11 protein-coding genes are annotated in these 12,759 nt (G+C 64.3%); 8 read left to right on the plus strand and 3 right to left on the minus strand.

Annotation, left to right across the window (positions count from 1 at the left end; translation table 11 throughout):
- Window positions 1-102: 102 nt before the first annotated feature.
- Window positions 103-816 (plus strand): pyrimidine 5'-nucleotidase, encoded by a 714-nt coding sequence (locus tag ACFHWW_RS01050; protein ID WP_338277840.1) that lies wholly within the window; start codon window positions 103-105, stop codon window positions 814-816.
- Here ACFHWW_RS01050 and ACFHWW_RS01055 read toward each other — a convergent pair whose 3' ends face one another.
- The gene (locus ACFHWW_RS01055; RefSeq protein ID WP_100669738.1) at window positions 817-1,716 is read right to left on the minus strand and encodes an LOG family protein; all 900 of its coding nucleotides are present in this window, start codon (window positions 1,714-1,716) and stop codon (window positions 817-819) included.
- A 294-nt stretch (window positions 1,717-2,010) separates the two neighbouring features.
- Here ACFHWW_RS01055 and dapD point away from each other — a divergent pair, with 294 nt between their 5' ends.
- From dapD to ACFHWW_RS01070, 3 genes are all read left to right on the plus strand, one after another.
- Window positions 2,011-2,868, plus strand: coding sequence for a 2,3,4,5-tetrahydropyridine-2,6-dicarboxylate N-succinyltransferase (gene dapD, locus ACFHWW_RS01060; RefSeq protein WP_026168518.1), 858 nt, complete (start codon window positions 2,011-2,013; stop codon window positions 2,866-2,868).
- Between the two features lie 2 nt (window positions 2,869-2,870).
- Window positions 2,871-3,257: a DUF805 domain-containing protein gene (locus tag ACFHWW_RS01065; RefSeq protein WP_379937055.1), complete on the plus strand. Its 387-nt coding sequence runs from the start codon at window positions 2,871-2,873 to the stop codon at window positions 3,255-3,257.
- Between the two features lie 152 nt (window positions 3,258-3,409).
- Window positions 3,410-5,302, plus strand: a complete 1,893-nt coding sequence (locus tag ACFHWW_RS01070; protein ID WP_379937056.1) for a DEAD/DEAH box helicase — start codon at window positions 3,410-3,412, stop codon at window positions 5,300-5,302.
- A 63-nt stretch (window positions 5,303-5,365) separates the two neighbouring features.
- Here the strand turns inward: ACFHWW_RS01070 and ACFHWW_RS01075 are convergent, their stop codons facing one another.
- Window positions 5,366-5,683 (minus strand): multidrug efflux SMR transporter, encoded by a 318-nt coding sequence (locus ACFHWW_RS01075; protein ID WP_018094031.1) that lies wholly within the window; start codon window positions 5,681-5,683, stop codon window positions 5,366-5,368.
- 87 nt (window positions 5,684-5,770) lie between these two features.
- Between ACFHWW_RS01075 and ACFHWW_RS01080 the strand changes: the two genes are divergently transcribed.
- Entirely contained in the window at window positions 5,771-6,175 is a 405-nt protein-coding gene (locus tag ACFHWW_RS01080; protein WP_198516588.1) for a helix-turn-helix domain-containing protein, read from the plus strand.
- A gap of 10 nt (window positions 6,176-6,185) precedes the next feature.
- On the opposite strand, the gene ACFHWW_RS01085 is transcribed toward ACFHWW_RS01080, so the two are convergent.
- On the minus strand, window positions 6,186-7,094 hold the full coding sequence (locus ACFHWW_RS01085; RefSeq protein ID WP_100669741.1) for a LysR family transcriptional regulator: 909 nt from the start codon (window positions 7,092-7,094) through the stop codon (window positions 6,186-6,188).
- A 139-nt stretch (window positions 7,095-7,233) separates the two neighbouring features.
- On the opposite strand from ACFHWW_RS01085, the gene ACFHWW_RS01090 reads away from it, so the two are divergent.
- The 3 genes from ACFHWW_RS01090 to ACFHWW_RS01100 all read left to right on the plus strand — a co-directional run bounded on the left by ACFHWW_RS01090 (window position 7,234) and on the right by ACFHWW_RS01100 (window position 12,632).
- Window positions 7,234-8,049 carry an alpha/beta hydrolase gene (locus ACFHWW_RS01090; protein ID WP_100669742.1) on the plus strand — a complete coding sequence of 272 codons (816 nt, stop codon included), beginning with the start codon at window positions 7,234-7,236 and terminating at the stop codon, window positions 8,047-8,049.
- 51 nt (window positions 8,050-8,100) lie between these two features.
- Window positions 8,101-9,315 (plus strand): efflux RND transporter periplasmic adaptor subunit, encoded by a 1,215-nt coding sequence (locus ACFHWW_RS01095; RefSeq protein WP_379937057.1) that lies wholly within the window; start codon window positions 8,101-8,103, stop codon window positions 9,313-9,315.
- Window positions 9,316-9,446: 131 nt separating this feature from the next.
- A complete protein-coding gene (locus tag ACFHWW_RS01100; protein ID WP_100669743.1) occupies window positions 9,447-12,632 on the plus strand; it encodes an efflux RND transporter permease subunit in 3,186 nt (1,061 codons plus the stop codon).
- The last annotated feature ends 127 nt before the right edge of the window (window positions 12,633-12,759 follow it).

Consider the following 12,759-nt stretch of genomic DNA (forward strand, 5'->3'; position numbering starts at 1 on the left):
ATTTGCCCGCTAGCACGCAGGCCGAAAACAATCCATGACCAATCGGGGCACAGGTGAACAAACCGTTTTGCTTCGCAAGGCCGCCCGTGTCATAAACCCGCCATGAAGAAGCTCGACCGCCTGCCGACCCACGCCGAATTCGCCCATGTCACCGACTGGGTCTTCGACCTCGACAACACGCTCTATCCGCATCACGTCAATCTGTTCTCACAGATCGACCGCAACATGACGGCCTATGTTGCCGAACTCCTGTCGCTGGAGCCTGCGGAGGCGAAGAAGCTGCAGAAGGAATACTACCGCGACCACGGCACCACGCTTCAGGGCCTGATGCTTCATCACGGCATCGACCCCAACGATTTCCTCGAAAGAGCCCACGCCATCGACTACAGCGTGGTGCCGGCCGACCCGGCGCTCGGCGAGGCGATCAAGGCGCTGCCCGGACGCAAGTTCATCTTCACCAACGGCAGCGTCGCCCATGCGGAGATGACCGCGCGGGCGCTCGGCATCCTCGACCATTTCAACGATATCTTCGACATCGTCGCCGCCGGCTTCATACCGAAGCCCGCCGGCGACACCTACGACAAATTCATGGGCCTTCACCGCATCGACACGGCGAATGCGGTCATGTTCGAGGATCTGCCGCGCAATCTGGTCGTCCCGAAGGCGCTCGGCATGAAGACCGTGCTGCTCGTGCCGCGCAATCTCGAATACGAATTTGCCGAGGCCTGGGAAACGTCGAGCGACGCGGACGATCAGATCGACTACGTCACGGAAGATCTGGCGGGTTTCCTGCGCAGGGTGGTTTCGACCGCGTAACTACCGCCGTCCGGACGCCATCGGGACCGAGCGGGGGTCGACCTTCTCGTAAAACCCGGCAATGATCTCCCATGCCTCTTCGGCCGTCTCCACGAAGTGCAGCAGGTCGATGTCGTTGGGCGCGATGGTTCCGAACTCGGCCAGCGCCTCGAAATTGATGATGCTGCGCCAGAACTTCTCGCCGAAGAGGATGAGCGGCACCAGGGCAAGCCGGCCGGTCTGCATCAGCGTCATGGTTTCGAACAACTCGTCGAGCGTGCCGAAGCCGCCGGGGAAGACCGTGACCGCCTTGGCGCGCAGCAGGAAATGCATCTTGCGGATGGCGAAATAGTGGAAATTGAAGGACAGGTCCGGCGTGACGAACTGGTTCGGCGCCTGCTCGTGCGGAAGCACGATGTTCAGGCCGATCGAAGGTGCGCCGACATCGGCTGCGCCGCGGTTTCCCGCCTCCATGACGCCGGGACCGCCGCCCGTGACCACCACATATTCCTTGTAATCGAGCTTTGCCGACTGCTCCGAGCACAATCGCGCGAACTTGCGCGCCTCGTCATAATAGACCGACGCAGCCTCGAGATTCTTGCGCTGGATGTCGTTCTTGGCGGCCCAGGCTTCGCCGCCGGGCTCCGGAATGCGCGCCCCGCCGAACATCACCACGGTGGAGTTGATGCCGCGCTCCTCGAGCATCATCTCGGTCTTCAGGAGCTCGAGCTGCAGGCGGACGGGCCTCAGTTCCTCACGACACAGGAAATCGTCGTCGATATAGGCGAGACGATAGGTGGGCGAAGCCGATTGCGGCGTCAAAGGAACGCTCGATGCACGTTGCCTGCTCTGGGAGCTGTCTGCCAGCGGATCCCAGACCCCATCCTTGCGGCGCAGAGTCCGCTTCTTCATGCGTGCCATGTTTCGTTTCCCGTCGCGTTTCGAACACCCGAGACCTCGTCCGGACGCGTCCCTTCGGGTCTTTCTCGGTCATAGAGGCGTCCCTACTGCCGGATTAGTCGAGACTTGCCAAGTCCCGTTGAGGAGCGCGAGCCGAAAAGGCCTTCAACTTTTTGAGGATCATGCTCCATGGGCGCGAGGTTTCGGCGAAGCCGCGCGACATCTTGAATCGCTGCATAATCCGTGAAGCTGGTTCCGATTCGGGGAATTATGCAGTAGAGCTTGCAGCACAACGCCGAACTCGAAGGAATTCCGATGACGAACCACGACCTCGCCTCCCTGTCGCAGACGATCGAGACCGCTTTCGAAGGGCGCGACGCCGTCAACACCGGCACCCGCGGCGCGGTTCGCGACGCCGTGGAAACGGCGCTGAACCTGCTCGACAGCGGCAAGGTACGCGTCGCGCAACGGGGTGAGGACGGCACCTGGACGGTCAACCAGTGGCTCAAGAAGGCGGTGCTCCTCTCCTTCCGCCTCAATCCGATGGAACTCGTCAAGGGCGGCCCGGGTGAAGCCGTCTGGTGGGACAAGGTCCCCTCCAAATTCGACGGCTGGAGCGTCAACGAATTCGAGAAGGCCGGGTTCCGCGCCGTTCCGAACTGCGTGGTCCGCCGCTCCGCCTATATCGCACCGAATGCGGTGCTGATGCCCTCCTTCGTCAATCTCGGCGCCTATGTCGGCGAGGGTACGATGGTCGACACCTGGGCGACCGTCGGCTCCTGCGCGCAGATCGGCAAGAACGTGCATCTTTCCGGCGGCGTCGGCATCGGCGGCGTGTTGGAGCCGATGCAGGCCGGGCCGACCATCATCGAGGACAATTGCTTCATCGGCGCCCGCTCCGAGGTGGTCGAAGGCTGCATCGTCCGCGAAGGTTCGGTGCTCGGCATGGGCGTCTTCATCGGCAAGTCGACGAAAATCGTCGACCGCGCGACGGGCGAGGTGATGTATGGCGAAGTGCCGCCCTACTCCGTCGTCGTCGCCGGCTCCATGGCTTCCGGCTCCACCATGGCCAATGGGCAGCCGGCGCCGAACCTCTATTGCGCCGTGATCGTCAAGCGGGTCGACGAGAAGACCCGCTCCAAGACCGGCATCAACGAACTGCTCCGGGACTGACGATGGCCAAGGAGGGGCGGGAGCCGAGCATGATGTGGCTGTTCTTCAGCCCCTCCGGCCGTATCGGCCGCCTGCCTTTTCTCCTCGCCTGGCTCTTCTGGTTCGCCGTCGGCTCCATCTTCCTGGCGCAGATGATGAAGAACGAGGTGGACGACGCGGCGCTCGCGTTCTCGACGCTGGCTCTGATCGTCTCCGGCGTGCTTTCGACCGTCTCCATCGCCATGCTGGCGATCAAGCGCCTGCACGATATCGGCTATCCCGGTCCGCTGGCGCTCTGCCTCTTCATCCCGGTTCTGAGCCCGATCGTTTTCATCGGTCTCTGCCTCTGGCCGGGCGCAAACATGGCAAACGAGTATGGCAGCCGCCGCAACGCGCCGGCCGGCGATTGATTCCGCCCTGTACATTTCAACGCTCACCAAGTATGTAGCGCGGCAACTGAATAGGGCCGCGACCACGTTGGCCGCGGCAATCGACGCCTGATGACGGCCTGCACCGAGGTCCGCTCTTCCGCCGACGACAACCGAAATCCGAAAGAAGAGACATGACAGAATTCGCAGGGATCGCGCCGGCGATCGCCGAGGCGTTGGCAAAACGCGGTTACGAGACGCTGACGCCGGTTCAGCAAGCCATGCTGGATCCGTCGCTCGGCACCGCCGACGCGCTCGTCTCCGCCCAGACCGGCTCCGGCAAGACCGTGGCCTTCGGCCTCGCACTGGCGCCGACGCTCATCGGTTCGGCAAGGAAATTCGCGCAGGCCGGCGCACCGCTTGCACTTGTCATCGCGCCGACGCGCGAATTGGCGCTGCAGGTCATGCGCGAGCTCGACTGGCTTTACGAGATGACGGGGGCCACCATCGCCTCCTGCGTGGGCGGCATGGACATGCGCAGCGAACGGCGCACGCTGGAACGCGGCGCCCATATCGTCGTCGGCACGCCGGGGCGGCTTTGCGACCATATCCGCCGTGGATCGCTCGATATATCGGGACTGAAGGCCGTCGTACTCGACGAGGCCGACGAGATGCTGGACCTCGGTTTCCGCGAGGACCTGGAGTTCATTCTCGAGGCGTCGCCGGCGGATCGCCGCACGCTGATGTTCTCTGCCACCGTGCCGCGCTCGATCGCGACGCTCGCCAAGAATTACCAGCGCGACGCCGTCCGCATAGGCGTCACCTCCGAGCAGAAGCAGCATGGCGACATCGAGTACCGCTCGCTGCTCGTGGCGCCGAGCGACCGTGAGAATGCCATTATCAACGTGCTGCGCTTTTACGAAGCGAGGAATGCGATCGTCTTCTGCTCGACGCGCGCCGCGGTCAACCATCTGACCGCCCGCTTCAACAATCGCGGCTTTTCCGTCGTGGCGCTCTCCGGCGAGCTCAGCCAGAACGAACGCACCCACGCACTGCAGGCCATGCGCGACGGCCGCGCCCGCGTGTGCATCGCGACCGACGTTGCGGCGCGCGGGATCGACCTTCCGGGCCTCGAGCTCGTGATCCATGCCGACCTGCCGACCAACTCCGACACGCTGCTGCATCGCAGCGGCCGGACCGGTCGCGCCGGCCAGAAAGGCGTGAGCGCGCTGATCGTGCCCGTGAATGCCCGCCGCAAGGCCGAGCGGCTGCTTGAAAACGCGCGGATTACCGCCGCCTGGGCGAAGCCCCCGTCGGCCGACGAGGTGGCACGCCGCGACGACGAGCGCATCGCCGCCGATCCGGCCCTTGCCGAAGCGCCGCGCGAGGATGAACAGGCGATCGTCGAGACGCTGATCAGCCGGTACGGGGCGGAAAAGATCGCCGCGGCCTTCGTCCGGCAGTTCCGCTCGAACCGTTCCGCTCCGGAGGAGCTCGTGGAGGTCGCCGTCTACGACGATCGCAGGAAACCGCGTCGCGACGGCCCGGCTTTCACGGCCGACAGCGACCCGGCTCCGCGAGCCGACTTCGCCGACGGCCAGTGGTTTTCCCTCTCCGTCGGGCGCAAGCAGAACGCCGAGCCCCGCTGGCTGATCCCGATGCTTTGCCGTTACGGCAAGCTGAGCAAGCGCGATATCGGCGCGATCCGCATGCAGCCCGAGGAAACCTATGTCGAGATGACGGCCGACGGCGCAGAACGCCTCCTTGCCGCGATCGGCCCTAACCGGCTGCTGGAAAAGGGTATTCGCGTCAAAACCCTTCCCGGTGCCCCGGACACCTCCAGGCCGCGGCAGGACAAGCCGGACTTCGAGAGGAAGCGGCCGCCGGCGGCCGCATCGGAGCGCGAGCACAAGGACTTCAAGCCGAAGCGCAAGTTCGACAAGCAGCCTCCCGTCGCGCAGGATGCGCATCCGGACAGCCGAGGCGCGAAGCCCTGGAGCAAGAAGAAGGGCAAGCCCGAAGCGCAGAAAACCGGCGACTTCAAGCCCGGTGCCAAGCGCAACAACGCCAAGAAGCGCCAGCCTTGAGATGGCATTTCCCGCCGGGTGATCGGCATCGCGGCGGGAACTTTGAGATGAACCCCCTACGGATCAGGCCTCCAGGAAGCGCAGACCTGCGACGGCGACGATGATCATGGCAATGCAGGCAAGCCTGAGCCAGGACACCGGATCGCCGAAGAGAACCATGCCCAGCACGGTGATGCCGACCGCACCGATGCCGGTCCATGCGGCATAGGCCGTGCCGGCAGGCAGGTCGCGCATCGCGATGGTGAGCAGATAGACACTGCCCAATGCTGCGCCCACGCCGATGATGCTGGGAACCGGCCGGGTCCAGCCGTCTGCATATTTGAGCGCAAGCCCCATGACGATCTCGACGGCGCTCGCCGCCACAAGCATGATCCACGCCATTCCTGTTCTCCAATGATTTGAACTCTGGCGTCAATCTTGTAGCATGGGCACTGAAGTGCAATTACGCACCTTTTGGTAACCGTCAAAATGTCTGCGAACCCGGCTTCCACGCCCCCGACCGCCATGCAATCCACGCCCAGTGTTTTCGATCCGACATGTTCCTCGCGTCACGCGCTGGAGCTCGTGGCCAGCAAATGGGCGATGCTGATCATCTCCGCGCTGGAGTCCGGCCCGATGCGCAACGCCGCGCTCATGCGCAGGCTCGGCGACGTCTCGCAGAAGATGCTGACGCAGACGCTGAAGGAACTGGAGCGAAACGGGCTGGTGATCCGCGAGGACAAGGGGACCGTGCCGCCGCATGTCGAATATCGGCTGAGCGAGGTGGGCCGCTCGCTGAGCGAAGCGCTGGTCGTGCTCGATCGCTGGGCGGAGACGCATTTCGGGAAGCTCGACGCCGCGCGCGAGCGCTACGACGCGCAGACGAACAGGTGAGAACGGGTCGTCACTCCCCGTTCTGCGACTGCGCCATGACCTTCACGACCCAATCGGCGAAAACGCGCAAACGGCTGCTCAAATGACGGTTCGGCGGATAGACGAGATAGATCGGCATCGGCTCGACCTGCCAGTCGGGCAGAACCGGAACCATCGTCCCGCTGCGAAGGTCCTCGCGCACCATGAAGAGCGGCGCCTGGATGACGCCCAATCCCGCCCGGGCGGCGGCAAGATAGGTGGTCGATTCGTTCGCAGCCACCGTATAGCGCCCACTGACCTCGATCTCCTCGTTGCCGCGCCGGAAATGGAACGGCATCTGCTGACCGGTCTTGGGCAGGAAATAGCCGACCACGTAGCAATTCTTCTCCAGATCGGAAGGGTGCTGCGGCACCGGGTGCCGCTCGAGAAAATCCCGCGAGGCGCAGGCGACGAACTTCATCTCCGTGATGCGCCTGGCGATCAGCGACTGATCCGTCAGGGTACCGGCACGTATGGCGCAATCGACGTTCTCCGCGAGATAGTCGATCGTTCGGTCGGAAACCCCGAGATCGATCTGGATATCAGGGTACTTCTCGTGGAACTCGGGCAGCGCCGGAATGATTACCAGATTGGCGAAGGCGCTTGCCGTCTCGACTCTCAGCCGGCCCTTCGGCAGGCTCTGGGCCGTCGAGAGGCTGCCGTCCAGTTCGTCGAGGTCGGAAAGCAGCCGTGCGGCGCGTTCGTAATAAAGCGCACCGTCCGGCGTCACCAGGACGCGCCGCGTGGTACGATTGAGCAGTTTCGTGCGCAAATGCGCCTCCAGTCCCTGGATGAGATTGGTGACGGTCGCCTTCGGCATGTTGAGGGAGGCGGAGGCACGGGTAAAGTTGCCGGTCTCCACAACCCGAAGAAAGGCGCGCATGGCCGTGAGTTGGTCCATTTTCAATAACCGAATTGTTCGAAATACCGAATAGTGTAATCACAACCCGCGGACTATTCCAGACGAAAGACAATGATATGCTGCAAACATCGCGAGTTGTCCCTCATCTAGGGATTCACCCGTGGCGGAGACAAGAGAGATGAACGCGCAATTTACGGAAGAGACGATGCAGACGAGCAAAGGCTCGTGCCGCGCCCGTGTCTACCGCGGCGCATCGCTGCTCGCGCCGCCGCCGATCGTACTGCATCTCCATGGCGGCGGCTTCGTCGACGATTCGATCGCGGCGGGCGAAAACGTGGCCAACTCCCTGGCGGCCGCGGGCGCGGTCGTCATCTCGCCGGAATATCCTTCCGCGTGCATGAACCCGTTTCCGGCGGCACTCGACTGCGCCTATGCGATGCTTTCGTCGATGCGCAGCCGCTGTCCGCAGTTCGCGCACAAGAAGTCGATGCTGTTCGTCGCCGGCGAAGAGGCGGGCGGCAATCTCGCGGCCGGCCTGGCGCTGATGGCGCGCGATCAGTTTCTGACCGACCTCAAAGGCCAGATCCTGCTGTCGCCGCTGCTCGACCCATGCCTGGCAACGGCTTCTTTTCGCAAGTTCTGTCCGCAGAGTTCGGTGCAATCGATCGCCGAAGGCTGGCAACAATATCTCGGCGAGCGCAGTGGGCTCACGCATCCCTATGCAGCGCCGGGCCATTGCAGCCGGCTCGGCGGTCTCGTTCCGGCCCTCGTCGTCACCAGCGAGGAGTGTCCGATGCGCGACGAGGCCGAAGCCTATGCCGAGCGTCTCCGCAAGGCCGGCGTTCCGGTGGAAACGCATGTGCTGCCGGGGCGTGCCTCATGGCTGCCTGTCGGCGGTGCGGCGCAGGAAATCTTGCCATCGCACGAAGAAATCCTATCCGGCATCTTTTCCCGCTTTTTCAAGCAGGCGGGAGCGAAGCCGGCCAAAGAGTAACAGATAAGACAGTAAGCACAGAGCCGGGCTCCCAACCGGCGAGGAGAAAACATGACATCGACAGTAACCCGCCGGGTCCTGTGGGGCGCCGGCTTGAGCATCCTTTTGTCCGTCGGCGGCGGCGCAGCCGTCTTCTTCGGGCTGCCCCAGCGTTTCCAGGCGGATGCCGCGACCGAAGCGCCCGCAGCAGCAGCGACCCCGCCGGCCGTTCCGGTTTCCGTCGCCAAGGCCGAATCGCGCCGCATCACGACCTGGGAGAGCTTCTCCGGCCGGCTCGAAGCGATCGAGCGCGTCGAGATCCGTCCCCGCGTCGGCGGCGCCATCCTGAGCGCCCATTTCCGTGAAGGCGCGCTGGTCCGGAAGGGCGATCTGCTCGTGACGATCGACCCCGAACCCTTTGCCGAAGCAGTCGAGCGCGCCGAGGCTCAGGTCGCCGCAGCCGAGGCCCGTGTCGCGCTCGCCAAGACCGAACTCGAACGCGGCCGCAAACTGGTGACCACCAACGCTATCCCGCAGAGCGGGGTCGACCAGAGGCTCAGCGTCTACGACGAGGCGCGGGCGAACCTCCGCTCGGCGAAGGCCGCCCTCCAGACCGCCAGACTCGATCTGGAATATACCGAAGTGCGTGCGCCGATCAGCGGCCGCGTCGGCAGGCTCAACGTGACGGCGGGCAATCTGGTCTCCGCCGGCTCCGCCTCGCCGGTGCTGACCACGCTCGTATCCGTCGACCCGATCTATGCCAGCTTCAATGCCAGCGAAGAGGTCGTGGCGGCAGCCCTGGCGAAGCTTTCCGCCTCGGCGGCAAGGACCGAGGCAATCGAACGCATTCCCGTCGAGGTCGGCACGTCCGCCGACGAGGGAACGCCGATCACCGGCCATATCCAGCTCATCAACAACGAGGTGGACGCGGCAACCGGCACGATTCGCCTTCGGGCGGAACTCGCCAATGCCGACGGCCGCCTGATCCCGGGCCAGTTCGTGCGAATCCGGATCGGCGATCCGCAGCCCGAGGAAAAGCTGGTGATCAGCGACCGCGCCATCAGCTCGGATCAGGACAAGAAATTCGTCCTGGTCGTCGGCGCCGACAACAAGGTGGAGTACCGCCAGGTCACGCTCGGGCCCGTCGCGGACGGTCTGCGGATCGTGGAGAACGGCCTGAAGCCGGGTGAGAACATCGTGGTCAACGGCCTGCAGCGCGTGCGCCCCGGAGTCGTGGTTGCCCCGCAGCCGGCCGAACAGGCTACCGCCTCGATCGCCAAGCCATAAAGCGCCTGCGCCCTGCCGAACCATAGAGGCAGGGCGCCCACAACACATTCCTACGGCATGCACCGGTGCTCGCAGCGAACATTTTCGCCGCAGACGCTCCCTGCTTGCCTGAAGTTCCCAAGGGGGATGCCATGAATTTCTCACGCTTCTTCGTCGACCGCCCGGTCTTCGCGGGCGTTCTCTCCGTGATCATCTTCGTCGCGGGCCTGATCGGCATGACCGGCCTGCCGATTTCCGAATATCCGGAAGTCGTTCCGCCGCAGATCGTGGTCAGGGCGCAATATCCGGGCGCCAACCCGGCCGTCATCGCCGAAACCGTCGCTACGCCGCTCGAAGAGCAGATCAACGGCGTCGAGGGCATGCTTTACATGCAGAGCCAGGCGACCGCCGACGGTCTGATGACGCTGACCGTCACCTTCGAGCTCGGAACCGACCCGGACCAGGCTCAGCAGCTGGTGCAGAACCGCGTCTCGCAGGCCGAGCCGCGGCTGCCCGAAGAGGTGCGCCGGCTCGGCGTCACCACCGTCAAGAGCTCGCCCGACCTGACGCTCGTCGTGCACCTGATTTCGCCCAACGGGCAATACGACATCAACTATCTGCGCAATTACGGCGTCCTGAACGTCAAGGACCGGCTGGCGCGCGTAGACGGCGTCGGCCAGGTGCAGATCTTCGGCGGCGGCGACTATTCCATGCGCGTCTGGATCGACCCCGAAAAGGCCGCAGAGCGCGGGCTTGCAGCGAGCGACATCGCCAATGCCGTCCGTGGGCAGAACGTCCAGGCAGCCGCCGGCGTCATCGGCGCTTCGCCGTCGGTTCCCGGCCTCGACCTGCAGCTCTCCGTCAACGCTCAGGGCCGCCTCAAGACACCCGAGGATTTTGCCGACATCGTCGTCAAATCGGGCGATAGCGGGGAGATCACGCGCCTCGGCGACGTCGCCCGCGTCGAAATGGGGGCGGCGGACTATTCGCTCCGCTCGCTTCTCGACAACAAGGCCGCCGTCGGCATGGGCGTGTTCCAGGCGCCCGGCTCCAACGCCATCCAGATCTCCGAAAATGTCCACAAGGTCATGGCCGAGCTGAAGCAGACCATGCCGGATGGCGTCGATTACGAGATCGTCTACGACACGACGCAGTTCGTCCGGGCGTCGATCGAATCGGTCATCCACACCCTGCTCGAAGCCATCGCGCTCGTGGTCGTCGTCGTCATCGTCTTCCTGCAGACCTGGCGCGCCTCGATCATCCCGCTCGTTGCCGTGCCCGTCTCGATCGTCGGTACCTTCGCGGTGATGTATGTCTTCGGCTTCTCGATCAACGCGCTCAGCCTCTTCGGCCTGGTGCTGGCGATCGGCATCGTCGTCGACGACGCCATCGTCGTCGTCGAGAACGTCGAACGAAATATCTCCCAGGGTCTCTCGCCGGTGCAGGCAACCTATCGCGCCATGCAGGAGGTGTCTGGGCCGATCATCGCGATCGCGCTGGTTCTCGTCGCGGTATTCGTGCCGCTCGCCTTCATCACCGGGCTCACCGGCCAGTTCTACCGCCAGTTCGCGCTGACCATCGCGATCTCGACGGTGATTTCAGCCCTCAACTCGCTGACGCTCTCGCCGGCGCTCGCCGCCCTTCTCCTGAAGGACCACCACGCCCCGAAGGACCGTCTGACGCGGGTCATGGATCGGTTGTTCGGCTGGTTCTTCCGCGGCTTCAACCGCTTCTTCGGAGCGAGTTCGGAGGCCTATGGCCGCGGCGTCGGCGGCATCCTTACCCGCAAGTCGCTGGTCATGGGCGTCTATGTCGTCCTCCTCGGGGTCACTTTCGTGCTCTTCCGCGCGGTGCCCGGCGGCTTCGTGCCGGCCCAGGACAAGCAATATCTCATCGGTTTCGCACAGCTTCCGGACGCGGCGACGCTCGATCGCTCGGAAGACGTCATCCGGCGCATGAGCGAGATCGCCCTCAAGCACCCGGGCGTCGAACACGCCATCGCCTTCCCGGGCCTGTCGATAAACGGCTTCACCAACTCGTCCAACTCCGGCATCGTCTTCGTGTCGCTGAAGCCGTTCGAGGAGCGTACGACGCCCGAACTTTCGGGCGGCGCCATCGCCATGCAATTGAACCAGGAGTTCGGGGCGATCCAGGATGCCTTCATCGCCATGTTCCCGCCACCGCCCGTCCAGGGCCTCGGCACGACCGGCGGCTTCAAGCTGCAGATCGAAGACAGGAACGGCCTCGGCTACCGGACGCTGGACGATGCGACCAAGGCCGTCCTCGCCAAGGCGATGGCGGCACCCGAACTCGCCGGGCTCTATTCGAGCTACCAGATCAACGTGCCGCAGCTCTATGCCGACCTCGACCGCACCAAGGCGCGCCAGCTCGGCGTCGCGGTCACGGACGTGTTCGAGACGCTGCAGATCTATCTGGGCTCGCTCTACGTCAACGACTTCAACGCGTTCGGCCGCACCTACAGCGTGCGCATCCAGGCCGATGCGAGCTATCGCAGCCACGCCGACGACATCGGCAAGTTGAAGGTGCGTTCGCAGACGGGCGAGATGATTCCGCTGTCGGCCCTGCTCAACGTGGAGCAGACGGTCGGCGCCGAGCGGGCGATCCGCTACAACGGCTTCCTCGCCGCCGACATCAATGGCGGACCGGCACCCGGCTTCTCCTCCGGCCAGGCGCAGGCGGCCATCGAGCGGATTGCGGCCGAGACGCTGCCGCCCGGCATTTCGTACGAGTGGACGGACCTGACCTATCAGCAGATCCTCGCCGGCAATTCGGGCATCCTCGTCTTTCCGCTGGCGCTGCTGCTCGTCTATCTCGTGCTTGCGGCCCAGTATGAGAGCCTGCTGCTGCCGATCGCGATCATCCTGATCGTGCCGATGGGCATCATGGCGGCGCTGACGGGTGTCTGGCTGACCGGCGGCGACAACAACGTCTTCACCCAGATCGGCCTCATCGTTCTGGTGGGTCTGTCGGCAAAGAACGCGATCCTGATCGTCGAATTCGCCCGCGAACTGGAGCTGTCCGGCAGCAATGCCGTCAGTGCCGCGATCGAGGCGAGCCGCCTCCGGCTCAGACCGATCCTGATGACCTCGATGGCCTTCATCATGGGCGTCGTGCCGCTCGTCACCTCCACCGGCGCAGGGGCGGAAATGCGCTCCGCCATGGGTGTGGCGGTGTTTGCCGGGATGATCGGCGTCACGGCCTTCGGCATCTTCATGACGCCCGTCTTCTATGTGCTCATCCGCAAGCTTTCCGGCGAAAGGCCTCTGAAGCACACCGGAGCGCATATCGAAGCCCCGCATCTCGCCCCCGGCGAGTAGCCTTTCCTGCCCTCCCAACACGGGGTCGATGGCGGGCCGGACATCTGTCCGGCCCGTTCTCTTTTCAGCGCCCCGGGGGAACCCGCTTGGTTCATCGGACGTGACAGCGGGTGGCTGATCGGATAAA

Origin of the sequence: Sinorhizobium sp. P24N7 (genome assembly GCF_042436655.1) — a bacterium.
GTDB classification, from domain to species: Bacteria; Pseudomonadota; Alphaproteobacteria; order Rhizobiales; family Rhizobiaceae; genus Sinorhizobium; species Sinorhizobium meliloti_A.